24 protein-coding genes are annotated in these 24,218 nt (G+C 62.2%); 11 read left to right on the forward strand and 13 right to left on the reverse strand.

The genetic code is table 11. The features are described from left to right. Positions 1-116 precede the first annotated feature (116 nt). Positions 117-896, forward strand: coding sequence for an IclR family transcriptional regulator (locus tag L8K08_RS04415; RefSeq protein ID WP_242194558.1), 780 nt, complete (start codon positions 117-119; stop codon positions 894-896). A gap of 1 nt (position 897) precedes the next feature. Here the strand turns inward: L8K08_RS04415 and dacB are convergent, their stop codons facing one another. The 7 genes from dacB to L8K08_RS04450 form a co-directional block, all read right to left on the reverse strand. Then, positions 898-2,349, reverse strand: a complete 1,452-nt coding sequence (gene dacB, locus L8K08_RS04420) for a D-alanyl-D-alanine carboxypeptidase/D-alanyl-D-alanine-endopeptidase (RefSeq protein ID WP_242194559.1) — start codon at positions 2,347-2,349, stop codon at positions 898-900. A gap of 213 nt (positions 2,350-2,562) precedes the next feature. Next, entirely contained in the window at positions 2,563-4,983 is a 2,421-nt protein-coding gene (locus L8K08_RS04425) for a TonB-dependent receptor (protein ID WP_242194561.1), read from the reverse strand. A gap of 109 nt (positions 4,984-5,092) precedes the next feature. Beyond that, entirely contained in the window at positions 5,093-6,028 is a 936-nt protein-coding gene (locus L8K08_RS04430) for a glutathione S-transferase family protein (protein ID WP_145161319.1), read from the reverse strand. 76 nt (positions 6,029-6,104) lie between these two features. Next, complete coding sequence (locus L8K08_RS04435) at positions 6,105-6,380, reverse strand: GIY-YIG nuclease family protein (RefSeq protein ID WP_025855645.1); 276 nt, start codon at positions 6,378-6,380, stop codon at positions 6,105-6,107. A gap of 36 nt (positions 6,381-6,416) precedes the next feature. Beyond that, positions 6,417-6,887, reverse strand: a complete 471-nt coding sequence (locus L8K08_RS04440; protein WP_242194563.1) for a nuclear transport factor 2 family protein — start codon at positions 6,885-6,887, stop codon at positions 6,417-6,419. A 91-nt stretch (positions 6,888-6,978) separates the two neighbouring features. Beyond that, positions 6,979-7,614, reverse strand: a complete 636-nt coding sequence (locus L8K08_RS04445) for a response regulator transcription factor (RefSeq protein ID WP_145161315.1) — start codon at positions 7,612-7,614, stop codon at positions 6,979-6,981. Positions 7,615-7,819: 205 nt separating this feature from the next. After that, positions 7,820-8,599, reverse strand: coding sequence for a response regulator (locus L8K08_RS04450; protein ID WP_242194565.1), 780 nt, complete (start codon positions 8,597-8,599; stop codon positions 7,820-7,822). 450 nt (positions 8,600-9,049) lie between these two features. Between L8K08_RS04450 and L8K08_RS04455 the strand changes: the two genes are divergently transcribed. The 8 genes from L8K08_RS04455 to L8K08_RS04490 all read left to right on the forward strand — a co-directional run bounded on the left by L8K08_RS04455 (position 9,050) and on the right by L8K08_RS04490 (position 16,891). After that, positions 9,050-9,679 carry a DUF1120 domain-containing protein gene (locus tag L8K08_RS04455; RefSeq protein WP_145161312.1) on the forward strand — a complete coding sequence of 210 codons (630 nt, stop codon included), beginning with the start codon at positions 9,050-9,052 and terminating at the stop codon, positions 9,677-9,679. Positions 9,680-9,752: 73 nt separating this feature from the next. Then, the gene (locus tag L8K08_RS04460; protein ID WP_242194567.1) at positions 9,753-10,376 is read left to right on the forward strand and encodes a DUF1120 domain-containing protein; all 624 of its coding nucleotides are present in this window, start codon (positions 9,753-9,755) and stop codon (positions 10,374-10,376) included. Positions 10,377-10,516: 140 nt separating this feature from the next. Beyond that, positions 10,517-11,143: a DUF1120 domain-containing protein gene (locus L8K08_RS04465; protein ID WP_242194570.1), complete on the forward strand. Its 627-nt coding sequence runs from the start codon at positions 10,517-10,519 to the stop codon at positions 11,141-11,143. A 22-nt stretch (positions 11,144-11,165) separates the two neighbouring features. Continuing rightward, positions 11,166-11,870 (forward strand): fimbria/pilus chaperone family protein, encoded by a 705-nt coding sequence (locus L8K08_RS04470; protein WP_242194572.1) that lies wholly within the window; start codon positions 11,166-11,168, stop codon positions 11,868-11,870. A 126-nt stretch (positions 11,871-11,996) separates the two neighbouring features. Next, positions 11,997-14,444, forward strand: a complete 2,448-nt coding sequence (locus L8K08_RS04475; protein ID WP_242194576.1) for a fimbria/pilus outer membrane usher protein — start codon at positions 11,997-11,999, stop codon at positions 14,442-14,444. 8 nt (positions 14,445-14,452) lie between these two features. Then, a complete protein-coding gene (locus tag L8K08_RS04480) occupies positions 14,453-15,574 on the forward strand; it encodes a DUF1120 domain-containing protein (protein ID WP_242194579.1) in 1,122 nt (373 codons plus the stop codon). Between the two features lie 17 nt (positions 15,575-15,591). After that, a complete protein-coding gene (locus L8K08_RS04485; protein WP_242194581.1) occupies positions 15,592-16,236 on the forward strand; it encodes a DUF1120 domain-containing protein in 645 nt (214 codons plus the stop codon). Positions 16,237-16,270: 34 nt separating this feature from the next. Further along, the gene (locus tag L8K08_RS04490; protein ID WP_242194583.1) at positions 16,271-16,891 is read left to right on the forward strand and encodes a DUF1120 domain-containing protein; all 621 of its coding nucleotides are present in this window, start codon (positions 16,271-16,273) and stop codon (positions 16,889-16,891) included. A gap of 83 nt (positions 16,892-16,974) precedes the next feature. On the opposite strand, the gene L8K08_RS04495 is transcribed toward L8K08_RS04490, so the two are convergent. Both L8K08_RS04495 and L8K08_RS04500 read right to left on the reverse strand, forming a co-directional pair. Next, positions 16,975-18,240, reverse strand: coding sequence for a CynX/NimT family MFS transporter (locus tag L8K08_RS04495; RefSeq protein ID WP_242194585.1), 1,266 nt, complete (start codon positions 18,238-18,240; stop codon positions 16,975-16,977). Next, positions 18,230-18,889, reverse strand: a complete 660-nt coding sequence (locus L8K08_RS04500; RefSeq protein ID WP_242194587.1) for a FadR/GntR family transcriptional regulator — start codon at positions 18,887-18,889, stop codon at positions 18,230-18,232. The genes L8K08_RS04495 and L8K08_RS04500 overlap by 11 nt, the downstream gene beginning before the upstream one ends. A 159-nt stretch (positions 18,890-19,048) precedes the next feature. Between L8K08_RS04500 and L8K08_RS04505 the strand changes: the two genes are divergently transcribed. Beyond that, positions 19,049-19,360, forward strand: coding sequence for a type II toxin-antitoxin system MqsR family toxin (locus tag L8K08_RS04505; RefSeq protein WP_145161294.1), 312 nt, complete (start codon positions 19,049-19,051; stop codon positions 19,358-19,360). Continuing rightward, on the forward strand, positions 19,357-19,845 hold the full coding sequence (locus L8K08_RS04510) for a type II toxin-antitoxin system MqsA family antitoxin (protein WP_242194589.1): 489 nt from the start codon (positions 19,357-19,359) through the stop codon (positions 19,843-19,845). The genes L8K08_RS04505 and L8K08_RS04510 overlap by 4 nt, the downstream gene beginning before the upstream one ends. A 52-nt stretch (positions 19,846-19,897) precedes the next feature. Here L8K08_RS04510 and L8K08_RS04515 read toward each other — a convergent pair whose 3' ends face one another. The 4 genes from L8K08_RS04515 to L8K08_RS04530 all read right to left on the reverse strand — a co-directional run bounded on the left by L8K08_RS04515 (position 19,898) and on the right by L8K08_RS04530 (position 24,067). Continuing rightward, on the reverse strand, positions 19,898-20,662 hold the full coding sequence (locus tag L8K08_RS04515; RefSeq protein WP_003171943.1) for an amino acid ABC transporter ATP-binding protein: 765 nt from the start codon (positions 20,660-20,662) through the stop codon (positions 19,898-19,900). Positions 20,663-20,673: 11 nt separating this feature from the next. Then, positions 20,674-21,771 carry an amino acid ABC transporter permease gene (locus L8K08_RS04520; protein WP_145161290.1) on the reverse strand — a complete coding sequence of 366 codons (1,098 nt, stop codon included), beginning with the start codon at positions 21,769-21,771 and terminating at the stop codon, positions 20,674-20,676. 10 nt (positions 21,772-21,781) lie between these two features. After that, positions 21,782-22,963: an amino acid ABC transporter permease gene (locus tag L8K08_RS04525; protein ID WP_145161289.1), complete on the reverse strand. Its 1,182-nt coding sequence runs from the start codon at positions 22,961-22,963 to the stop codon at positions 21,782-21,784. A gap of 72 nt (positions 22,964-23,035) precedes the next feature. Further along, on the reverse strand, positions 23,036-24,067 hold the full coding sequence (locus L8K08_RS04530) for an amino acid ABC transporter substrate-binding protein (RefSeq protein WP_106579519.1): 1,032 nt from the start codon (positions 24,065-24,067) through the stop codon (positions 23,036-23,038). Between the last annotated feature and the right edge of the window lie 151 nt (positions 24,068-24,218).

Genomic DNA, 24,218 nt, shown 5'->3' on the forward strand with positions numbered 1-24,218 from the left:
ATCCTCTGAGCGGAAGTTGTTTTTATCGTAATCCAGTTACGCATAACGTAATTTGATCACTGTCGACCGTCAAGCTATAAAGACGCCCATTCCCCCTCTCGGATTCTCGCTCCTCCATGGAAAAGCCCCGCGACACCGGTAAACAGAAAGTCCGCTCGGCCGAAGTGGGCACCGATATCCTCAAGGCCCTCGCCGAACTGTCGCCGGCCACGTCGCTGTCGCGCCTGGCCGAGCATGTGCAGATGCCGGCGAGCAAGGTCCACCGCTATTTACAGGCGTTGATCGCCTCAGGCTTTGCTGAACAGAACACCGCCACCAACCATTACGGCCTGGGTCGCGAGGCGTTGCGCGTGGGGCTGGCCGCGCTGGGCAGCATGGATGTGCTGAAAGTCGGCGCCCTGCCCCTGGCGGAACTGCGCGATGAATTGAATGAAACCTGCTTTCTGGCGGTGTGGGGCAACCAGGGCGCGACCGTGGTGCACATCGAGCCGGCAGTGCGCGCGATCACGGTGGTGACGCAGCTGGGTTCGGTGTTGCCGCTGCTCAGCTCGTCCACCGGGCTGGTGTTCAGCGCTTATCTGCCGTCGCGGGAAACCGTGGAATTGCGCGAGCGCGAGATTCAGGCCGGTGTCGCCCATGCCTTGGCGGACGATCAGGCTTACGCCACCGCCTGCGAGCAGATCCGCAGCCGTGGCCTGCACTTTGTGCACGGCTTGCTGATGCCCGGCGTCGACGCGTTGTCGGCGCCGGTATTCAACGCGGTCGGCCAGGTGGCGGCCGTGATGACCGTGGTCGGCCCGACCTCACTGTTCCACGCCGATGAAGATGGCCCGGCGGCGCAACGCTTGCTGGCGGCGACCCGGGCCGTGAGTTGGCGGATGGGCTATCAGCCCTGAATCAATCGTCCCAGCGTGACAGGGCCACGGCCACGCGGTTCTCCAGCGCCTTGACCTGCGCGCCGGCCACCACGTAGTTATTGCTCAACATCGAGAACACCAACGTGCGCCCATGGGCGTCGGTGATGTAGCCGCTCAATGACGAGACGCCGCCCATGGAGCCGGTTTTGGCATGCAGGTTGTTTTCAGCCGGCGTGCCGCGCAAGCGATAGCTCAGGCTGCCGCCGGTCATGCGGTCAGTGTTGCCGGCAATCGGCAGCGCGTTGTACCAGGCGTTGAACCACGGCTGTTTGCGCGCGGCCAGCAGCAGGTCGGTGAGGGTTTGCGACGACACCAGGTTCTGCCGCGACAGCCCGGAGCCGTCGACTTGATGCAGCGCCGCGGTATCCAGGCCCTGACGCTTAAGGAAACCGGCGACTGCCACCACACCCGCCGCCGCCGTGCCGCTATTTGCGGTCTGACGGCCCATGGCCTTGAGCAAGGCTTCGGACATGTTGTTGTTCGAGAGTTTGAGCAGCGGCGTGATCAATTCCTGCAACGGCGCCGATTGATGCTCGGCCAGCACGGCCACGCCGGCAGGAGTTGCAGCCCCCACCATTCGACGCCCAAGCACGGTAATGCCCTGCTGTTTGAGAGCCTGTTCAAACAGATTGGCCACCAGTTGCGTCGGCTCCCACACGCTGATCAGTTGCGGGCTCTGCCTGCCCGGCGCCACCGCACCGCTGAGTTGCAACAGGTTGGTGCCATGGCGGCGGTTGATCCCGTAGGTGTTGCCCGGCCCACTGACCGCGCGGTTGCTCAATTGCAGGTAATCGGTGGGCGGAAAGATCTCGACGCTCACTGGCTGGCCGACACGCGCTGGGGCCTTGGCCGTGACCAGCACGCTGCCCGCATCAAAATCCGCATTGGGTGACACGGTCAGCGCCGAAATCTGCGCGCCATAGTAGGTGGTTTCATCATCGTGGGACCAATCGACACCGAGCCGCTCGGCGTCAAACCAGGTGTCGTCGAACACGATGTCGCCCTGCACTTGGCGCACGCCCTGGCTGGCCAGTTGCGCTGCCAGGGCCTGGTAGTCGGCGAACTGAATCGTCGGGTCGCCGAGGCCACGCAGGTACAACTTGCCCGTCAGGCGATCGCCCTGGCGTATGCCGTTGCTCAGCAGTTGCGTGGAGAACCGGTATTGCGGGCCCAGCACGTCCATCGCCGCTGCCGTGGTCAGCAGCTTGAGATTGGACGCGGGGACCAGACGCGTGCGCGGATTGTGCTGATAAAGCGTGGCGCCACTGCGCGCGTCACGCACCGTCAGCGAAACCGTGGCGCCGTGCAGCGTCGGGTCGGCCAGCAGTTGATCAAGGGAGTTGGAAGTCTGCGAAACACTCGCGCAGCCGCCCAGTAAAAAGCTCAAGCCAACCAGCATCGCGCTGGTGTGTATCCATCTGCCCAAGTGCATCAGTAGCGTTTTCCCGCGAAGTCTTCAGTGGCGGCAACGCTACCAGCTCAATGCCGTTGTGGCGAGCGGGCTTGCCCCGCGTTGGGCTGCGAAGCGGCCCCTGGTAAGGCCACCGCGTTTTTCCAGGCACACCGCGGTGCTTGGTTTTGGGGCTGCTTCGCAGCCCAACGCGGGGCAAGCCCGCTCGCCACCACAGCAAGCCCGTCTGACAGATTAAAACTCAAGCGTACTGGACACTGACACCTGCCGCGCATCGCCCAGCGACACAAACACCCGGCTCGCGGCCGAGGTGTAGTACGTGCGGTCGAACAGGTTCTTCACATTGAGCTGGAACTTGACCTTCTGGCCTTCGATCTTGGTGTCATAGGTGGCAAACGCGTCGGCGACGGTGTAGCCCGGCAGGTTGAAATCGTTGGCGGCATCGCCTGCGCGCTCGCCCACATAACGGGCGCCTGCGCCCAACCGCAGTTGGTCGCCACCGAAAATAGTGCCGAAATCATAGACCGCCGACAGCGAGCCCGTGTGCTTGGCCACGTTTTGCAGGCGGTTGCCCTCAAGCGTCGGGTCTTTGTCCTTGGTGTCGAGCGCATCGGTGTAGGCGTAGCTGCCGATCACGCTCCATTGGTCGGTCAACTGGCCGGTGGCGTCCAGCTCCAGGCCACGGGAGCGCACCTGGCCGGCAATGCTGTAAACGGTGTTTGCCCCTGATCCCACTGAGACCAGCACGTTGCGCTTATCGATATTGAACAACGCCGCGCTGGCGGTAATACGCCCCGGGATGTCGAGCTTGGCGCCCAGCTCCCACGACTTGGACTCCTCAGGCGTGAGGTCGCCGGTCAAGGTGCTGCCATCGGCCAGGGCGGCGATGGTGGAGTTGGGTTTGAACGACTCGGTGTAGCTGCCGTAGAACGACAACTCATCCGTGTAGCGGTACACCAGGCCGGCGCGCGGCACCCACGCCTGGCCATTGCCGTTGGTGTTGGCCGTGAACGGCACCCCCTTGCCGGCGTACTGGTCATACATCTGATAGCGCACACCGCCCACCAGGATCCACTGATCGGTCAGGTGAATGGCGTCCTGGAAAAACAGTGAGTCGCTGCGCAGCAGATCCGTCTGGGCGCTGTCCTTGGCACTGACGGTGGTGCCTTGCACGTCCTTGCCATAAACCGGATCGAGGTAGCTGAAGGCGCTGCGTTGCGCCTGGCGGATCAAGTCGGCGCGGTAGATCTTGCGGTACTCATCGTCCAGGCCGAACACCAGGTCATGCTGCATGCCACCGACGTTGACGCTGCCTTCCAGGCTCATCGTGGCAAAACGATCGGTGGTCAGCGCCCCCCGTGTGCCGTCCATGCTGCGGGTCAGGGTGCCGTTGGAATTGACCGAAACCGTGCGCACCTGGCTGGCATCATAGGTCTCGCGGTTCCAGCTGTAGCCCAAGTGCGCCTTCCAGTCGTCGTTCAAGTCGTGGTCGACTTCCAGGCGATACAGGTCGGAGCGGCCTTCCATGTTGTTGAACGGCTCATCCAGGCGCCGGGTCGCGGGGATGTTCAGCGGGTGATTGGTCTTGGGGTCGATGGCGGTGCCACGGTCGAACGGCGAGAGGAATTCGCGGTGCTCGTAGGCGAAGACCACTTTGGTGGTGTCGCCGTACCAGGCCAGGGACGGCGCCACCAGCGTCTCGCGGTGGGTGCCGAAATTGCGCCAGTAACCTTCGTCTTCATGGTCGACGATCAGCCGGTACGCCAGGCCGCTGTCGCCAATCGGGCCGGTGGTATCGAGGTTACCGCCACTGCCGTTCTTGCCGTCGCCGAAGGTCGAGCCACGTGCGGTCAGGGAGGTGGATTGGGTCAGTTCCGGCTTTTTGCTGACGATATTGACCACGCCACCCGGGTCCTGAATACCGTACAACAATGACGACGGGCCCTTGAGCACTTCAACGCGCTCGGCAGTGGAGTTCAACGCTCGCCCCTGCACCACGGGCATGCCGTCTTGCATGATCGAGCCATTACGGTTATCGCCAAACCCGCGCAGCATCACCGCATCCTGGGTACTGGCCAAGGTGTTGGCCTGGGTGATGCCGCTGATATTGGCGAGGGCGTCATCCAGGTTACGCGGGGTCTGGTCGCGCAGCACTTGGGCGGGCACCACGTTGACGGTTTGCGGGGTTTCCAGCAACAGGCCATGGGAGCGCATCACCGAGCTGGTGGGCGGCGGCTGGTAACTGGTGCTGTCCTGGGCCTGGCCGGCACCGCTGATGGTGGTGGCGCCGAGGTTGACCGCGCCGTCGGTGGGCACAGGTTCAAGGGCCAAGGTGTGGGCGTCGATCTGGCGGAAGGTAAAGCCTGAATGGCCGAGCAGGCGTTGCAGGGCCTGGGTCGCGCTCATTTGCCCGCTGACGGCAGGGGCGCTGAGACCGTAGGGCGCTTCATCGGTATAGATCACGCTGATCCCGGTGACGCGGCTGAAATCACTCAGGGCCTGGGGCAGCGGCTTGGCTGCCAGCGCAAAGTTGAACTGGGCGCTTTGCTGCTCCTGCGCCTGCGCCACGGCCAGGGGCAGCAACGCCAGCCCCGACACCGCCAGTACCGAGGCTCCCAGCCACTGTTTTACCCAACCGCCCGCCGTCGATTTCATGCTGTGAGAACCCGTGTAGAAAACGCTGTTAATGCGAATAGATCGCAGTTTCAAGCACTACACGGATGGGCGGTGGATTTACCTCACATTGTTTTGAAAATAATTTTATTTACTGCGCCTGAATGCGGAACCCCAACCGTGGGAAATGCACATGCACGGTGCCGCCGCGTTCATCGGTACGCCGCAGGATCAACTCCTCACGCCCGGCGAACAGCAACTCGCCGGCCACCAGATCGGTGCCGTAGTCGGTGGCGCAAATGCTCACCTGCTGGCCCGGCTTGAAGCCGTTCAAGTCCTCGAACAGTTCATCCGGCAAGGCCGCAGGCGTCGCGTTACGCGCCACTTCCAAGGCCTGTTCGGCGCTCATCTCACTGGCAGTGCCATGGCCGAAGCTCAACACACGGTCCAGCCAGGCAGCGACAGCGGGATAGGCATCCACCAAAGGCGCCGTCACCGACGAGCCTTTGAGGAACCACAACGGATGCGCCAGGGCAAAGTCGGCAATCGACGGCTCGCCAAACAGGAAGTCACCTGCCTGGTGCTGCAATTGCTGATCGATGCGGCTGATGATCGTCGGCCATTGGTGCTTGGCCCGGTCCAATTGCACGCGGGTGGCAGTGCCGCCGCTGAACAGTTTGGCGCGGTCCGCCACCAGCACGTCAAGCATCTGCGGCGGCACCTTGGCGAACTTGACGGCCAGGGATTCGGGCTGGAACACCAGCGCCACGGCATGCGAGAACACCAACGAATCGGCCCACGCGGCGAAGCTTTGCGTGACCAGCTCCAGGCCTTGGGGAAACAGCGCCGGCGCGGACTTTTCCTGCTCCAGGCGGTGGGCGATCAAGGCGGTGTCGCAGTAGATATCGGCGCCGACTTGCAGCACCGGCGTCTTGCGGTAACCGCCGGTGAGGGCCGTGAGGTCAGGCTTGGGCATCACCGGCGAGATAAACACCGAGCGCCAGGACAAGCCCTTGAAGCCCAGCATCAGGCGGGCTTTTTCAGCAAAGGGGGATTGCGGGTAGTGGTGCAGGATCAACTCAGACATGCCAGGCTCCGCTCAAGTAAGTGAGCCGCTAGCTTAGCCTGCAACGCCCCACGTGCGGGCGATGGGAACCCATCAGTCAAATCAATGAACCGCTCGCCGCCAGGCACTCCTTGGCGCTCTTCTTGAGCTTTTTGATCAGCCGCTCCTGGCGCAGCGCCTCGCCCTTGCTCGCGCATTGCTCGGTGTACACCAATGCCACCGCGGGGCTGGACAAAAAGAACCGCGCGCCCTTGCCGCTTTGGTGAGAAGCAAAGCGGCGCACCGGGTCATTGCTGATGCCGCAATACAGCGAGCCATTGGCCGCGCGCACCAGGTAGACAAACCAGGGTTTGGGTTCAGGAAGATCAGTCACAGGTCGTTTCGGCAAACCAGAGGAGCGCCAATCTTATCAACGACCGGCCTGAAATGCCTTCAGGCCTTTAAGCGCCTGGGCGCGCACAGCGTTTTTCAACGCAGGCGACCAACCCAGCAACAACCCCTTGAGGCCCAGGGCCTGGCGCGACCAGCGCCACAGGTCGAAGTGATCGTGGTGCTCGCAGATCTTGCCATCGCGAAACACAAACCGCGCGCCGATATCGTTGACCACCGTGTTGCCGGTGGCGCTGAACAGGTACGTCGCCACCCAATGCGCGCTGCCGGTGGCCTCATCGCTGCGCACGTGGTCGAAGGTCAGGGAAAAATCCTTGGCGCGGGTGGTGAGCATGCGCCACATGTCACCTGCGTCACGGCCACGCAGCTCGCCGAACGCGGGGTCGCTGAACACCACATCGTCGGTGTAGCAGGCGGCCATGGCTTCGGCATCCAGGCGCTGGAAGGCACTGTAGAACTCGGTGATCAGGGCGTTGTGGGCATCACTCATGGGCAGGCTCCGCAGGCATCGAAAAGGTAGGCGCACGATAAGCCGCCAGCGCCGGTAAGGCTACCGACATTCGCCGCGCAAATGACCACGCTTACGGCACCATGCCACTGCTGCGGGCGTAGGCGAACAAATCCACGTCGGTGGAGATGCACAACCGGCTCATGGCCGTGCTTTTTTGCTTGCTGATGGTCGAGATGCTGCGATTGACCCGGGCGGCGATCTGGCTGACGGTCATACCGCTGGCGAGCATGCGCACCACTTCACGCTCTTTGCCGGACAACTGCGGCACGGCTTGCTGGTCGCCGGTGCCAGCTTCCACCAACTGCACCCGCAGGCTTTCGCTGACAAAGGTATGGCCTTCGCTCACGGCCTTGATGGCCTGCGGCAACTCCCTGGCTGAGGCACTCTTGGCCACGATGGCCCGCGCGCCTTGTGCGAAGGAAGCGCGCAGCGTGGCGATGTTGGCGAACATGGTCACCAGAATCACTGGCAATCGCGGGTATTGGCGTTGCATCAGGCTCAACAGGCCGTACCCATCAGCCTGCTGATTGCCCGGCATGGCAAAGTCGGTCACCAGCAGGTCACAAGGCGTGCTGTCGAGCACCGCCAGCAGTTGATCGGGGCCGTCGGCCTCGCCGACCACCTTGCACTTTCCACTGGCCTCGATCACGACTTTTTGGCCGATACGCACAATCGGATGATCGTCAGCAATTATTACGCGAAGCATGAGACCCACCATGATGGCAACTTGACCTACGCAAAATAGCGCCGGATGTGGCCGGCAACAACCGCCAAGAAAACCAGCCAGGGCAGCCCGTGCAGCATTCGTGGCTGTCGAGAGTTATACCTACAAAACAAACAGAGCAGGCCGTCAGAAAGAAGCTACAGCTCAGGGCGAAATCTTCCTTCACCCCCGATGAAAGCCTGCGTCGTCAAAGCGCTGACAAGTACGCCAGGTAACGCACCAGGTCCTGGCGCAACCGGATCAAGTCGCGGGCATGCGTGGCCACGCCGTCGCCACTTACCCGCGTCATCAGTTGCAGGCCGCGTTTTTCCAGCGAGGTGACGCCCAGAAAGGCCACGCTGCCAATCAACCGGTGCAGGTGTTGAACGGTTTCGGCGCCATCGAGGCGCATCACCGCGCCCGACAGCGCGCGCAGGTCTTGGCGAGCTTCATGGATCAGGCTGCCAAGCATGCTGTCCACCACTTCGCTGCGGCCAAACATTTGCACCAGCGTCGTACGGGTTGGCCAGCCTTTTTGCCCGACCAATGCCTGTGCCTTTGTGCCCTGCTCGAATGCGCCCACGTGGGCTTGGTCCAGCCAATAGACCAAGACGTGGTGCAGCTGCAAAAAAGTCAGCGGTTTGATCAGCCACGCGTCCATGCCGGCTTCCAGGCACAGGCGGACTTCGTCAGGGCCCAGATTTGAGGTCAGGCCGATGATGGGCAGTCGCGTCGACAGCGCCTCACGTTCGCGGCGGCGGATTTCGCGCGTCATGGCATAGCCGTCCATGAGCGGCATCTGGCAGTCGGTCAGAATCAGATCAAAGTGCTGCACGTCCAGGGCGGCCAGCGCGGCTCGCCCATCCCTGCACGCTTGGTGGCCCAGGCCGAGGCGATCAAGGGTTCCGCTCATCAGCAGGCAGTAGGCTGGATGGTCGTCAACAACCAGCACCTTGAGCCGTTGCCAACAGGCAGGCGCGGTGGTCAACGCCCGCGGCTCATCCCCACCCCTGCTGCCTGGGGGAATGCCTGATGACATGACTACCTCAACTTACCGTATCGACGGACGATGATGGCACGCCATGCGTGCAGGAAACGGCCGCGCTCTGGCCGATCGGGCGCGGCATTCTGAACCATCTTTTTGATTTTTTTATGACGGCTCAGCGGCGCAAAACGTATTCGAATGACTGCGCCTGGACGATACAAAAACTACGAAACTTCACAATTCCTACGTAAACAAAAGCCGGTTCTGACATAAGCGAATGCGCCTTTGCGCTATCCGCCTACTCTCGTATTTGTTGTATTTCCCCGCCTCGCCCCCCTCTATAAATTCGCCGCACCCCAACAAGGGGCGCGGCCTGTCCTCCCAACGGTCGCAACACACATGGCTGTTTGCCCTGAGGCACAGTCAGCAATCCTTGCACCGGAACCTCACGACATGAATAAGTCCCTAGCAGCACTCGCCCTCTTTTTAGTGGCCGCTCATCAAGGCCCGGCTGTTGCCGCAAGCTCGGTGGAGTTGATCGTCAAAGGGCTGATCACCCCGAGTGCCTGCACGCCAACCTTGTCCGCCAACGGCATCGTCGATCACGGCAAGATTTCCGCCAAGGACCTCAATCAAGGCACCCCCACTGATCTGCCAGCCGTGACCTTGCAGATGCGTGTGAACTGCGATGCACAGACCTTGTTTGGCTTGAACGGCAACGACAACCGAGCGTCCTCAGCCGTCGTTGCGACGGGCTATGGGCTGGGCTTGATCGATAACACGCAGAAAATCGGCACCTACCACCTTGAGCTGGTGAACCCGGTTGCGGACAACGTCGGCGTCATACCCCTGGAGTCCAACAACGGCGGGCAAACCTGGAGCGCGATTGATGGTGAATATTGGTACAGCGGCAACCTGGCCGGTTTCGGCGGTGTTTCCGGTGGCCTGTATGTCCCCGTGCCTATTCAGGACCTGATCACTGACTTGGCCGTCATGACCCAGATCGTGCCTGCGCAAGACCTGAACCTTAGCAATGAAGTGCCCCTCGACGGCTCCGCCACGATCGAAGTGAAGTACCTGTAAACAAGGCTCGCTGACCCGATGCCATGACGCATCGGATCAGCCTCGCGCGCATCGCCCTACTTGGAGGTTTTACATGAACCATCGCACCCTCGCCCCAGTGTTCACGGCGCTGATGGCCGTCATTCCCCAGGCATTTGCCTCCAGCGCCACTGACCTTAGGATCACCGGCCTGATCACGCCCAGCGCCTGCTTGCCCAACCTGTCCAGTGGTGGCGTCGTCGATCATGGCAGGTTGACGGTGAAGGACCTCGATCCCCAACTGCCTACCCGCCTGGAGACCGTCAACCTGCAATTGGAGGTCACCTGCGAGGCAGAAACCCTGTTCACCCTGACCACCGTCGACAACCGCTCCGGCACATCGGCCATCCACCCGGCGAGCCATGGCCTGGGCAGGGTCAATGACGACCAGATGCTGGGCAGTGTGGCGTTCAGCGTACTGGATGCGGTCGCCGACAACATGCCGGTGCGCACCCTCTTATCCAGCAACGACGGTGCCGACTGGCGTCCTTCGACGTACCTGGGCCATGCCGGGCTGACCGCTTTCGCCGCCGCCGACAACCTCAACGCCCCGATCGCCGTGAAGGTGTTGACCGCCCGACTCAGCGCCTTCACCACCCTGGTAAAAGGCACCGACCTGAACCTGGTGGATGAAATGCCCATCGATGGTCATGCCACGCTGCAAGTGAAGTACTGGTAAGCCCGACCTTGCGTGGGCGGCGTGATTGCCCCCACCAGCAGGATGACGTTACCCACGAAGTGGCCATCGATGGCGATGCCACCGTTGAAGTGCTGTACCTGTAACTGGCGCCACCCACCCCCCACTGTGATAACGACGCAATGAACCCATCGACCATCACCCGGGCGCTCACGCTGTTCGCCTTGCACCTGACGCCGGCCTTCGCCGCCTCAACCGTGGACCTGAGCGTTACCGGCCGGATCACACCCCAGGCGTGCACCGTGTCGCTGTCCGACAGCGGCCTGATCGATTACGGCAAGATCCCGGCGCGCACCTTGAGACCGAGTGAATTCACGTCACTGCCCAGCCGGCAAATGGGCCTGAGCATCAACTGTGAAGGGCCGACGCTGTTTGCACTGGTGGGTATCGACAATCAGCCGGACTCCTCTGTGAAGCCCGACGTTCTGTACGGCTTGGGCATGAACGTTCATGCGCCGAGCGAACGCCTGGGGTCGGTGGGTTTGTCATTGCGCGGGCCGGTGGGCGACGGCGGCGCCCTGCAGGTGATCAGCTCCGCGGACGGCGGGAGCACCTGGCACCCCGAGCCCAATGCACATCCCAGGCACGCCATGGGTTTTGCCCACCTCGACACGCTGGTGCCCATCCCTATCAGGCAACTGGTCGCCAGCCTGCGGGTGGACACCGCCATCAGCCCGGCCAATAGCCTGACGCTGAAGCAAGAAGTGCCTTTGCAAGGTTCGATCACCCTGGACCTCAAGTACCTGTAACCCTTAGTGAATGAGTCCTCAGATGACGATGCATGTTTCCTGCATACGCGCCGGTTGTGCCGGCCTCGCTTTATGGTGCTCTGCCGCAGCGCTGGCCGACGGTATGGTGCCGGACACCTCGGTGGTCATCGTGCACGAGGCGGACGGCGAAGCGGCCGTGTCCGTGACCAATACCGACAGCAAACTGGCCCTGTTGCACGTGACCCTCGAAGACATCCCCGAAGACCAGGCCACCTTGCTGTTCGTCACTCCGCCGCTGTCGCGGGTGGAGCCCGGCAAGCGTCAGCTGGTGCGGTTCATCCTGCAAGCGGACGAGCCGTTGCAGACCCAACGGCTCAAACGGGTGGTGTTCGAAGGCATGCCCCAGCAACGTATCGGCACCGAGGCCGCGCGCGCCCAAGTGGGCGTCACGGTGCGCCAGAACCTGCCGGTGATCCTGCATCCCAAGGGGCTGGCACCCAACCGTGAGCCGTGGCTGGGCCTGACCTGGCACCTGGACGGCGACCGGCTCAGCGTGCGCAACCCCACACCGTACGTGGTGCGCCTTGCGCAGGCGGTGCGGCTGTTACCCGGCAACGGCTCGACCTTGCTACCGCGCACGTATGTGCTGCCGGGAGAAACCCTGACGGTCGCGGCCCAAGGTACGGGGGCGACGTCAGTGCGCCTGCAGCCGGCCACGGTGTATGGCTTTGCTGTCGCGCCCTACGAGGCGCCCATCACGCCTTGATCCCACCGCGTCGACCTGCGGCGACGCCTCTATAAAACGAAGTGACCTCCTGCGAAGGTCACCGGGAAGACCACCTGGCGCGTCCGAAACCCTCGCCTCGGGCTTCCATCAAACGAGTGTAATTGTGTGAACACAGTCATGAATTACCGTGACGGCGAAGCCCTGTCCGGCGTTATGCCGCGCCCGTCACTCGTGCAACTGGGCGGCATCGCATGGGCGCTCAGCCATCTGCTGCTGGCCGAACAGGCCTGGGCAGACGACGCGCCGTCAACCGGTTCGTTCGACCACCAGACCCTGCACCAGCGTGGCATCGACCCGCAACTGGCCAGCCTGCTGCTGGACACGCCGCGCTTTACCCGCGGCCGCCACGCCGTCAACCTGGAGGTCAACGGCCAACGGCGCGGTCGGGTCGACATCAGCTTCGATGACCACGGCGCATTGTGCTTTGACGCCGCCTTGTTGCAAGCCGGTCAGTTGGTCGCGCCGCCACGCCGCGTTGACGCCTGCCACGCCTTTGTCGAGCACTACCCCCAGACGGTGATCGAATCCGACCCGGCCAGCCTGGCTCTGTCGCTGGTAGTGCCCACGCAGGCGTTGCGCGTTGCGCCACAGGACGTTTCCGGCTACAGCACCGGCGGTTTCGCAGCCTTGCTCAATTACGATGTGACCGGCCTGCACAACGAGTTCGGCGACAGCAGCAGCCGGTTCGGCTCGGCCAACACCGAAGTCGGCTTTAACGCCGGCGACTGGATCGTGCGCAGCCGCCAGGTACAGACCTGGCAGGACGGCGTCTCGCGCAGCAATCACCTGGACGCCTACGCCCAACGGACCTTTGCCCGCCAGCAGGCGGTATTGCAGGCCGGGCAGATCAACCTCTACAACCCGGTGCTGGCGGGAGCCCCGATCACTGGCGTGCAAGTGCTCACCGAGCAGGCGCTGCAAGACCAGGATCAGGGCGCGACGATCGATGGCATCGCCAACGGCCCGGCCCAGGTGGAGGTGCGGCAAAACGGTGCGTTGGTTCACTCCACAGTGGTCCCCGCGGGGCCGTTTTCCCTGAGCCATGTGCCGCGCCTGAACGGGCGCTCCGATGTGGAAGTGACGGTCAAGGAAGCCTCCGGCGAAGAACGGCGCTTCAGCGTGCCGGCGGCGATGCTGGGCCTGGGTCTGCCTGCACCGGGTTACGCCGTGGCCGCAGGCACGGTGCGCAACATCGGCGACAGCAATGGCGCCGAACCCTGGGTGGTCAGCGCCGGGTGGACGGCTGCAGTTCACCCACTGATCACCCTGGGCAGCGGCCTGCTGGCGGCCGAAGACTATCGCTCGGCCGGGGCCAACCTGGGTGTGCTGCCCTGGCAGAACAGCCAGTTGCAAGGGGCTGTGGTGGTCGCCGAGGCAACTCGCCAGGCGCAAGCGCGCGGCGTGCAGGTGGACCTCTCGTGGTCTCAGCAAGTGGGTGAACGCTGGGCCATCAGCGCCGCCAATGCCTGGCGCAGCGAGGGCTATCGCGACCTCACCGAATCGACCTACGCCGCCCATACCCGCGAGCAGCAGCGCTCACGCTACCGCGACCAGCAAAGCGCCACGGTCTCCTGGGCGCATCCATGGCTGGGAGCATTCAGCCTCGGCGTGTCGCGCGCCGCCTCGTTTGCCGGCGACAGCAGCAGCCGGGCACTGGCGTCGTGGGGCACGCAAGTGGGCGGCGTATCGCTGTCCGCCACCGCCGAATGGCAGATGGGCGGCCGCCGTTACAACGATGACAGCCTGTACCTGAACCTCAGCCTGCCCCTGGGCGAGAACCGTCGAGGCCGCACCTGGGTGCGTAACTCCGGGGACGAGCACCGCATCGGTATCGGCGTCAACGAACCGCTCAACGACCAACTGGCCTATCGGGTGGGCGTTGAACATGACAGCCGCGACCGTGAGGTCGAGTCATCCCTCGGGGTTTCCGCCCTGCCGTTCTACAGCCAGCTGGACTTCAACTACAGCCGCTCCAGCGACGCGCGTTCCAGCTACCAGGGCGGCGCGCGCGGCGGTGTGGTGGTGCATGGCGACGGCGTGACCTTGTCGCCCTACCCGGTGCGCGACACGTTTGCGCTGCTGTCGGTGGGCCAGATGTCCGGCGTCAAAGTCAGTACGCCAAGCGGCCCGGTGTGGACCGACTGGCAAGGCCAGGCCGTGGTGCCGCAGATCAGCGCCTATGGCCGTAGCCCGGTGGAAGTGCAGACGCGCTCGTTGCCGCGCAATGCCGACATCAGCAATGGCCTGGCCGTGGTGTCGGCAGGGCGCGGCGCCGTCGACCGGCTTGAGTTCGGCGTCGCCCTCACACGTCGGGCCTTGCTGACCCTTGACCGGCCGGTGCCGCGTGGCGCGACGGTCACCACCGACGGCGGCGAGTTCGTCACGCTGGTGCAAGAGGGCAACCAAGTATTCCTGCCCAATGTGCTCGACCCTCGCCCGCTATGGATCAAGGGCCCTGGGCAGCCGCGTTGCGCCCTGCGTTTTGAGCTGCCGCAAAAGGCCGACCCCGACGTGTATTTCGAAACCGCCACCGCCCGCTGCCTGACTCTGTGAGGACTCTCGTGAAACGTCATTACTGCCTCGCCGCCCTGCTACTGACGGGCACCGCCCAGGCCCAGAACGATTGCCGACTGGACGTGAGTGAGTCGCTGCTGGATTTTGGCTCGATTCGTCGCACCATTGACCCGGCACACGGCCCTGAACGACTGCTGGGTGAACGGCGCCTGAGCATGACCCTGGACTGCCCGCAGACCAGCGACCTGAGCGTGTTCTACCGCGGCCTGGCCGCCAGCGCCGAGCGTTTGCGCTTCACCCAGGGCGGCAGCTACCGCGTGCACGTACACGGTGGCCTGCTGGACGGCCGCGCTGTAGCGCTGGGTTTGCTGGCGGCCAGCGGCCAGCCGCCGATTGCCAGCGCCCAGTCCCTGGACTGGCGCCCCGAGCATGGCATCGTACCGATGCTCAACGGCCTGCCCGCGCATGGCCGCAGTTTCTCCCTGCAACTGGCAGTCAGTGCCTATGCCGAGGAGCGCGCGACGCCTGTGCGCGATGCCGTCACCTGGGACACCACCGGGCGGATCGAGGCTACCGGCTCCGGGCGCTCGCGGGCGCTGCGCCTGCAAGCGCACTTTGCGCTGGCGGCCTGCACGCCCGGGCTGTCCAACGGGGGGACGGTGAGCTTTGGCAAGCTGTCGATCAACGACTTGAGCCACGATCAGGACACACGCCTGCCGGCCCGGCCGCTGACGCTCACGGTGGCCTGTGACGGGCCGACCCCGTTTGCCCTGGTCATGAAGGACAACCGCGACGGCTCCGCCACCGGCGGCCTGGATGAAACCGCCTATGGCTTGGGCGTGGATACACGCGGGCAGAAAATCGGGCGCTACTACCTGACGGTCGACCCTGCCCAGGTCAGCGCCGACAACTTCTCCCAGGTGTATCGCACCGACTCCACCACGGGCGGCTCGGCCTGGAGCATTGCCAACAGCAGTCCCATCGACGTTGGCGCGCGCAGCCTTCTGGGGTTTACCGCGGCGGCCGGCAGCACCCAGGGCCCCGAGGCCCTGCAAAACCTGAGCGCTTTACTGAGCCTGCAGGCATTTATTGCACCACTCGACAGCCTGGACCTGAGCACTGAGGTTCGGCTCGACGGTTCGGCCACGCTCGAAATCACCTACCTGTAAGCGCTCCCGGAGCCCTCATGATCCTTCGATATCTGATTCTCGCGCCCTTTATCTTCTTCAACCCGCTGAGCCTCGCCGCTTCCAGCGTAGAGCTGAGGGTCGATGGGCTGATTACGCCGATGGCCTGCACGCCAACCCTGTCAGCCGCAGGGTTGGTCGACTTCGGCAAAATCTCCCAGCAAGACCTTAACCTTACAACCGGCACACGGCTGCCACTCAAGTCCCTGAACCTGACCGTCACGTGCAACGGCGCCGCCCGCTACGCCTTGCGCATGCGCGACAACCGCGACGGCACGGCGCACGTCAACAGCGAGATTTACTACGGGTTAGGCCTGGACGGCAGCGGCAACAAGGTCGGTGTGTACTCGGTCAAGTTCGACCCCAAGCAGACCGTGGCCGATGCCGTGCCGCACATCTACGGCACCGAGTCCACCACCGGCGGCGTGGCCTGGCGCACCTCAAACCGCAATCCAATCGACATCGGCGCCAAAAGCCTGCTGGGTTTTACCGATCTGGAAGGCAGCACCGCGGGCCCCTCCGGCATCCAGACCCTGAACAGCACACTGACCCTGGAAGCAGTGATCAACGCCAAGCAGAACCTGGACTTGAGCACCGACATTCCCATGGATGGCTCCGCCACCCTGGAAGTGACTTATCTGTAACACCACCTTTTCCAACCCTAGGAGTACCCGCTAAATGAACAAGCTTTTCCCTGTCTTGACCACTGCGCTATTACTGGCCACTTCCACAGGCGCTTCGGCGGCATCCACTGCCGAGCTGACCGTCAAGGGCCTGATCACGCCCAGCGCGTGCACGCCGAGCCTGTCCAATGGTGGGGTGATCGACCACGGCAAGATTTCCGCCAAGGACCTGAACCCGGCCAAATACACCATCATCGGCAACCATACGCTGAGCCTGACCGTCACCTGTGAGGCCGCAACGGCGTTCGCCCTGTATGGCGTGGATAACCGCGTCGGCTCAACCGACAACCCCAGCGACTACGGCCTGGGCTTGATCAATGGCGATCAGAAGCTTGGGCATTACGTTTTGATGCTGAGTAACCCGCTCGCCGACAATGTGCCGGTGCAGACCATTGGCTCCACTGACCAGGGAAGTTCGTGGAACAAGGAAAGGTTTCTCGATCCGGGCCTGTACATGTCCATCGCCGCCATGAACGACGCCAGCCAACCGCTGCCGACCAAAGACCTGGTCGCCGACCTGGAGGTGCAAACCCTCATCAACCGCACCGACGGGATGGACCTGAGTAACGAAGTGCTCATCGACGGTTCGGCCACCCTGGAAATGCGGTACCTGTAACGCCTGAAAAGCGCAGGGCTTGGGGTGGCGCCCAAGCTTGCCTGGCACGGGAGCAGGTTTACTGCTCCTCACTTGCCATCTTGCTATACCTTCTCGCTGCGCACGCCCACGTACACCGCACGGCCCGCGCCCAACCCGGCGACGATGGCGCCCACGCCGATCACGGCAAAGATCCAGCCTACGGCTGTCCAGCCGCCCGTCCAGTCATGCACCAGCCCGACCGCGAACGGCCCGAGGGATGCCAGGGTGTAGCCAAATCCCTGGGCCATGCTCGACAGGTTGGCCGCGACATGTGAGTCGCGCGAGCGCAGCACGATCAAGGTCAACGCCAGGCTGAAAGTGCCTCCCTGGCCGAGGCCCAACAGGATCGCCCAGCCCCACAGGCCATCAAGGGGCGCGTACAGGCAGCCGAACAAGCCGCCGAGGGTCAACAGCATCACCATCACAATCGCCAGCCGCTGGTCCTTGCCGCGCGTGGCCAGCCAAGGTGCGGCGAGGGAACTGGCCAACTGCACGATGACCGAGCCGGACAGCACCAGGCCCGCCTGGGTCGCGCTAAGGCCGCGGCCGATCAGAATCGATGGCAACCAACCGAACACGATATAGGCCAGCGACGATTGCAGGCCCATGTACACCGTTACCTGCCAGGCCAGCGGATCACGCAGCAGCCCCTTCACGCGATACGCAACTTGATGGGCACCATGTTTTTGCCCGACCTGTGGCAACCAGAACGCCGCCGCCACCAGCGCTGGCAGAATCCAGAAGCCCAGGCCGATGCTCCAGCTGTCACCGAAATGCTTGCTCAGCGGCACCGTCGATCCGGCAGCCAATGCGGCGCCCAGGCACAGCGCCATGGTGTACACGCCGGTCATGGTGCCGGCCTGTTTGGCGAAATCACGCTTGACGATGCCCGGCAGCAGCACGCCGATGATGCCGATACTTGCACCGGCAATCAGGCTACCGGCGAACAGCCCGACCTCGCCGAAGGCACTGCGCAAAATGATCCCGGCAGCCAACGTCAACAGAATCCCAAGCACCACGCGCTCAGCACCGAAGCGCCGCGCCAGGATCGGCGCCATCGGTGCGAACAGGCCCAGGCACAGCACCGGCAAGGTGGTCAGCAAACCCGCCTTGGCTGCCGACAACCCCAGGCTCTGGGAGACTTCAGCCAGCAGCGGCGACATGCTCGACAATGCCGGGCGCAGGTTCAGTGCCACCAGAATCAGGCCCAGCAGTAACAGCCACGGCCGCGCGACGACCGGCGGGGTGTGCTGCACCACGTCATCATCGGCTTCGGCGTCGATTAATAATTCTTCGAGTTCAGTCGGGCGTTTGGTTTCAAGGTTCATTGATCAACTGCCGGCAGAGGGATTTGGCGCGTTCCGGATCTTGCTGTTCCACGGCGTCGAGCAAGGCGATATGCAGGTCAAACACGGCCTGACGACGCGGTGAGATGTTCAGGGTCTGGCGTAACTGGGCGGCGACGATGGCAGAGAAGTACTGGTACAGCTCGCTCAATGCCGGGTTGTGCGCCGCGTCCACCAAGTGTTTGTGGAACACCAGGTCGGCGCTGATATAAGCCTCCAGGTCGCCGTGGTACAGCTCGGCGCTGGCCTTGAGGGCGTCGCGCAACACACTCAGATCGGTCTCGGTACGGCGCAACGCCGCGAGCCCGATGGCCTCCACTTCGAGAATCTGCCGGGTCTCCTGCGCCTGCTCCAGGGTGCAATGGGACAACGCCCGCATTGCGCCCAGCGGGTCGGTCATCGAGCGCAAATAACTGCCGTCGCCCTGGCGAATTTCGATCAAGCCGCAAAACGCCAATACACGCATGGCCTCGCGCACGGTATTGCGGCTGATGCCCAGCTCGGCGGACAGCTCAGGCTCGGTGGGCAGGCGCTCGCCGATGGCCCATTTGCCTTCAGTGATGCGTCGACGCAGTTGCTCCAGGGCTTGGTCAACCAGGGAACGTTTGATCAGAGGGGCGATGTCTGTCATGGATTTTGCGCTTTCGTCCAATCATAGGATGAATTTTCCTACAGCCTATTCAGACTTGCCTACAAAGGCAACGCACTAGGGTTCGTAAGCGGCAAAAAGAACTGAATTTTCGATTAGTAAAATTACCCATATAGGGTAATTATTGGACTCAGGTGTCTTATGGAAAAGTACACACCTCATTACGATCTGGCGGTGATAAAGGCGGATGTGAGGCGGCTTGGTGCCAAGGCTTTCACACGGGCGGCAAAGAGAACCGCAGAGGCTCTCGACCTTGATCTCACTGAGATGCAAGCGATCGTTTTCAAACTGCACAACAGGATGTTGTACAAATCGATGACCACCTATGCCGATCACCGCGTCTGGCATGACGTCTACCACATCCATTCACATGGTCTGGAGATTTACATCAAGGTCACTTACTGCTCCGGCAGTAACCCACCGGTGATCTCCTTCAAAGGGATGAACCCATGAACACCCAACATTGCTATATCTGTGGCGCCCCCGACGCCATGACACGCTTTGAAGGCCGCAGCGAAACCCTGTGCGTAAAAGGTATGGAGCGGCGCATTGATGATCTCTCGGGCTGGGAATGCCAGGTGTGCGAAGACGGCATGTATGACCCCGATAGTTGCGAACGCCATGCCAAGGCCGGTGATGATCTGCTCCACGCCGCCCGGCGCATGATGGGCGCCGAATTGAAGCGTATCCGCCGCAAGCTGCACCTCACGCAAAAACAAACCGTAGCCGTGCTTTCCGGTGGCGGGCACAACGCACTCTCACGCTACGAACGCGGCGAAATTACGCCGCCAAAACCGTTGATGGTGCTGATGCGCCTGCTGGATCGTTACCCCCACTTGCTCACCGACGCCACCGAACTGGCCGAAGGCGCAGACCTGCGCAACGCCTTCACTTACAGCCTCAACAACGAAACGCGGGAAGCCCTCAAGGCCTCCTAGACAGGCAAAAATAAACCCGGCACCAGGCCGGGTTTATCGTTTCAAGCATCGATCAATGCAGAATCTGGCTCAAGAACAACTTGGTCCGATCATTCTGCGGGTTGTCGAAGAAGTCATTCGGCGCCGCCTGTTCGACGATCTCGCCCTTGTCCATGAAGATCACGCGATTGGCCACGGTGCGCGCAAAACCCATTTCGTGGGTCACGCACAACATGGTCATGCCGTCTTCGGCCAGGCCGATCATGGTGTCCAGTACCTCTTTCACCATTTCCGGATCGAGTGCCGAGGTCGGCTCATCGAACAGCATGATTTTCGGCTTCATGCACAGCGCACGGGCAATCGCCACGCGCTGTTGCTGGCCGCCGGACAGTTGCCCCGGAAACTTGTGGGCCTGCTCCGGAATGCGCACGCGCTCCAGGTAGTGCATGGCAATTTCTTCAGCCTTGCGCTTGGGCATCTTGCGCACCCACATCGGCGCCAGCGTGCAGTTCTGCAGGATGGTCAGGTGCGGGAACAGGTTGAAGTGCTGGAACACCATGCCGACTTCGCGGCGGATCGCTTCGATCTGCTTGAGGTCGTTGGTCAGCTCCACGCCATCGACCACGATGCGGCCTTGCTGATGCTCTTCCAGACGGTTGAGGCAGCGGATGGTGGTGGACTTGCCCGAACCCGACGGGCCGCACAGCACGATACGCTCGCCCTGCTTGACGTTGAGGTTGATGTCTTTCAACACATGGAACTGGCCGTACCATTTGTTGACGCCCTGCATCTGGATAATGCCTTCAGGGCTCACAGGCTGTTTGATCGCTTCGCTCATAACAACAACTCCTAACGCTTGTGGCCTGTGTCGAGCTTGTGTTCCAAATGAATGGAATAGCGCGACATACCAAAACAGAAAATCCAGAACACCAGGGCGGCGAACACGTAGCCTTCAGTAGCCATGCCCAACCATTTCGGGTCGGCGGCGGCTTGCTTGACGCTGTTGAGCAGGTCGAACAAGCCGATGATGATCACAAGGCTGGTGTCCTTGAACAGCGCAATAAACGTGTTGACGATACCGGGAATCACCAGCTTCAAGGCCTGCGGCAAAATCACCAGGCCCATGCTGCGCCAGTAACCCAGGCCCATCGCCGCAGCGGCTTCGTACTGCCCCTTGGGAATCGCCTGCAAACCACCCCGCACCACTTCCGCCACGTAGGCCGACTGGAACAGGATCACGCCGATCAGCGCTCGCAGCAGTTTGTCGATGCCCATGCCTTCGGGCAGGAACAGCGGCAGCATCACCGAGGACATGAACAGCACGGTGATCAACGGCACGCCGCGCCAGAACTCGATGAAGGTCACGCAGACCACTCGAATCGCCGGCATGTTCGAACGCCGCCCCAAAGCCAGCACAATGCCCAGCGGCAAGGCGCCGGCAATACCGACCGTGGCGATGACCAGGGTCAGCATCAGGCCGCCCCACTGGCTGGTGGCTACGTTGGTCAGGCCGAAGACGCCGCCGTGCAGCAGGAAGTACGCAATGATCGGGTACAGCACCAGAAAGCTCAGGCCGTAGACCGCCTTGCGTTGAAAACGCGAGATGAACAACGGCGCCACGCCTACGATGGCCAGCCACACGGTCAGGTCCACGCGCCAGCGCAGGTCGCCGGGGTAGTAGCCGTACATGAACTGCCCGAAGCGCTGTTGGATAAACACCCAGCAGGCGCCCTCTTTGGTGCAGTCGGCGCGCGTGGTCCCGACCCAGTTCGCGTCAAGAATGGCCCAGTGCAGGATCGGCGGCACGATCAGGTAGATCAGGTAAAACGCCAACAAGGTCAGCAAGGTGTTCAGCCAGCTGGAAAACAGGTTGGCGCGCATCCATGCCATCGGCCCGAAGACTTTGTTCGGCGGCGGCATATCAGGTTTGAAAGTATGCGAAGTCATGTGCGTTTCCTCACCGCTCGATCAGCGCAATGCGCTTGTTGTACCAGTTCATCAGCAGGGAAATGCTGATGCTGATCGCCAGGTACACGCTCATGGTGATGGCAATAACCTCGATGGCCTGGCCGGTCTGGTTGAGCACCGTACCGGCAAACAGCGACACCATTTCCGGGTAGCCGATACCGGCGGCCAACGACGAGTTCTTCGCCAGGTTCAGGTATTGGCTGGTCAGCGGCGGAATGATCACCCGCAGGGCTTGCGGGATGATGACCTTGCGCAGCGTCGGCCCAGGGCGCAGGCCCAGGGAGCGCGCGGCTTCGGTCTGGCCGTGGCTGACGGACTTGATGCCCGAACGCACGATCTCGGCAATAAACGCGGCCGTGTAGACGGTAAGCGCCAGGGTCAATGCCAGCAGTTCGGGGATCAGTACCCAGCCGCCCACGAAGTTGAAGCCTTGCAGCTTGGGCATTTCCCAGTGCAGTGGCGCGCCGAAGATCAGGGCGCACAGCGTCGGGATCAGAATGAACAACGCCAGACCCGCCCAGAACTTATGGAAGGGAACGCCGGTGGCTTCAAAGCGCTTGTTGGCCCAGCGAGCCATCAGCACGATAGCCACAATGGCGACGACGACACTGACCACAAACGGCCAGAAACCGTCGGCGGCAATCGCTGCCGGCATGTTCAGGCCACGGCTGCTGACAAAGAACGTGTCACCAAAGTTATGGCTGTTGCGCGGCCCCGGCATGGTCAGGAACACCGCGAAGTACCAGAACAGGATCTGCAGCAGCGGTGGGATGTTGCGGAATACTTCCACATACACCGTCGCCAGTTTGTTGATCATCCAGTTGGGCGACAAACGCGCCACGCCGATGATAAAGCCGAGCAGGGTCGCCAGGACCACACCGATCACGGTCACCAGCAAGGTGTTGAGCAGGCCGATCACAAAGACGCGGGCATAGCTGTCCGATTCGGTGTAGTCGATCAAGTGCTGAGCGATGCCGAAGCCGGCACTGCGCTCAAGAAAGTCGAACCCCGAGGTAATGCCCCGGTGTTGAAGGTTGGTCTGCGTATTGTTGAAGAGGTACCAGCCCAGCGCGACGACCGCCACAATCGTGATGATCTGGAAGAGCCACGCACGCACTTTAGGGTCGCTGAAGCTGAGCTTCTGCTTGGGTGCGCCGATTTGATTTTGCATGAAGTGCCCCGCAAATAATGGAACAGAACATCACCCGGTGGTTGGCCCACCGGGTGATAGAACCATCAACGATCAGCGCACAGGGGGTGCGTATTGAATGCCACCGTTGGTCCACAGTGCGTTCAAGCCACGGTCGATTTCCAGTGGTGTGCTTTTGCCGAGGTTTTTCTCGAACACTTCACCGTAGTTACCGACCTGCTTGACGATCTGTACAACCCAATCTTTCTTCACTTTCAGGTCTTTGCCGTATTCGCCGTCAGCACCCAGCAGACGGGCAACGTCCGGATTCTTGGTGGACTTGGCTTCAGCTTCGACGTTTTTCGAGGTGATACCGGCTTCTTCAGCGTTGAGCATGGCGTAGCCAACCCAGCGCACGATGGCCAGCCACTCGTCGTCGCCGTTACGCACGACCGGACCCAGTGGTTCTTTGGAAATGGTTTCCGGCAGCACCACGTAGTCTTTCGGCGAGGCCAGCTTGCTGCGCTGTGCGTAGAGCTGGGACTTGTCGGAGGTCAGCACGTCGCAACGACCGGATTCCAGCGACTTGGCGCTTTCATCGGAAGTGTCGAAGGTGATCGGGGTGTATTTGAGGTTGTTGGCGCGGAAGTAGTCGGACACGTTCAGCTCAGTGGTGGTACCGGCCTGGATGCAGATGGTTGCACCGTCCAGTTCCTTGGCACTTTTCACGCCGAGCTTGTTGTTAACCAGGAAGCCAACACCGTCGTAGTAGGTGATGAAGCCCGGGAATTTCAGGCCCATGCCGGCATCGCGAGAGCTGGTCATGGTGGTGTTGCGCGACAGGATGTCGACTTCGCCGGATTGAAGCGCGGTGAAACGCTCCTTGGCGTTCAACTGGCTGAATTTGACCTTGGTCGCATCACCGAAAACGGCAGCTGCCACAGCGCGGCACACGTCAGCGTCGATCCCCAGGATCTTGCCGCTGGCATCCGGCACCGAGAAACCCGGCAGGCCGTCACTCACGCCACATTGCACGAAGCCTTTCTTCTGCACAGCGTCCAGGGTTGCGCCGGCTTGGGCGAAACCACTGACACCCAATACGGCGGCCGCGCACACGATGGCCAGGGTGGATTTCAATACCTTCATTCAAACCTCCAGTTTTGCTCTTGTTGTGTCGGAGCTCGAACCTCAGCGCACCCTTATGAGGCGATATCGACCCGTGTTGGCTTTTTTTAGGGTCAAGCGGCATGAAGTTGTCGCAGTAATTCCAGTTGCTATCCCACAAGCGGCAGTCACT

Origin of the sequence: Pseudomonas sp. TREG-RG-20F-10-E-6-01, assembly GCF_022662455.1 — a bacterium.
GTDB lineage: Bacteria > Pseudomonadota > Gammaproteobacteria > Pseudomonadales > Pseudomonadaceae > Aquipseudomonas.

Coding starts and splice junctions, on each gene's coding strand:
- L8K08_RS04425 (WP_242194561.1), bottom strand. CDS start 4,983: ATGAAATCGACGGCGGGCGGTTGGGTAAAACAGTGGCTGGGAGCCTCG.
- L8K08_RS04510 (WP_242194589.1), top strand. CDS start 19,357: ATGAACACCCAACATTGCTATATCTGTGGCGCCCCCGACGCCATGACA.
- L8K08_RS04525 (WP_145161289.1), bottom strand. CDS start 22,963: ATGCAAAATCAAATCGGCGCACCCAAGCAGAAGCTCAGCTTCAGCGAC.
- L8K08_RS04485 (WP_242194581.1), top strand. CDS start 15,592: ATGATCCTTCGATATCTGATTCTCGCGCCCTTTATCTTCTTCAACCCG.
- L8K08_RS04500 (WP_242194587.1), bottom strand. CDS start 18,889: ATGACAGACATCGCCCCTCTGATCAAACGTTCCCTGGTTGACCAAGCC.
- L8K08_RS04505 (WP_145161294.1), top strand. CDS start 19,049: ATGGAAAAGTACACACCTCATTACGATCTGGCGGTGATAAAGGCGGAT.
- L8K08_RS04455 (WP_145161312.1), top strand. CDS start 9,050: ATGAATAAGTCCCTAGCAGCACTCGCCCTCTTTTTAGTGGCCGCTCAT.
- L8K08_RS04520 (WP_145161290.1), bottom strand. CDS start 21,771: ATGACTTCGCATACTTTCAAACCTGATATGCCGCCGCCGAACAAAGTC.
- L8K08_RS04445 (WP_145161315.1), bottom strand. CDS start 7,614: ATGCTTCGCGTAATAATTGCTGACGATCATCCGATTGTGCGTATCGGC.
- L8K08_RS04515 (WP_003171943.1), bottom strand. CDS start 20,662: ATGAGCGAAGCGATCAAACAGCCTGTGAGCCCTGAAGGCATTATCCAG.
- L8K08_RS04440 (WP_242194563.1), bottom strand. CDS start 6,887: ATGAGTGATGCCCACAACGCCCTGATCACCGAGTTCTACAGTGCCTTC.
- L8K08_RS04490 (WP_242194583.1), top strand. CDS start 16,271: ATGAACAAGCTTTTCCCTGTCTTGACCACTGCGCTATTACTGGCCACT.
- L8K08_RS04415 (WP_242194558.1), top strand. CDS start 117: ATGGAAAAGCCCCGCGACACCGGTAAACAGAAAGTCCGCTCGGCCGAA.
- L8K08_RS04495 (WP_242194585.1), bottom strand. CDS start 18,240: ATGAACCTTGAAACCAAACGCCCGACTGAACTCGAAGAATTATTAATC.
- L8K08_RS04465 (WP_242194570.1), top strand. CDS start 10,517: ATGAACCCATCGACCATCACCCGGGCGCTCACGCTGTTCGCCTTGCAC.
- L8K08_RS04470 (WP_242194572.1), top strand. CDS start 11,166: ATGACGATGCATGTTTCCTGCATACGCGCCGGTTGTGCCGGCCTCGCT.
- L8K08_RS04430 (WP_145161319.1), bottom strand. CDS start 6,028: ATGTCTGAGTTGATCCTGCACCACTACCCGCAATCCCCCTTTGCTGAA.
- L8K08_RS04530 (WP_106579519.1), bottom strand. CDS start 24,067: ATGAAGGTATTGAAATCCACCCTGGCCATCGTGTGCGCGGCCGCCGTA.
- dacB (WP_242194559.1), bottom strand. CDS start 2,349: ATGCACTTGGGCAGATGGATACACACCAGCGCGATGCTGGTTGGCTTG.
- L8K08_RS04460 (WP_242194567.1), top strand. CDS start 9,753: ATGAACCATCGCACCCTCGCCCCAGTGTTCACGGCGCTGATGGCCGTC.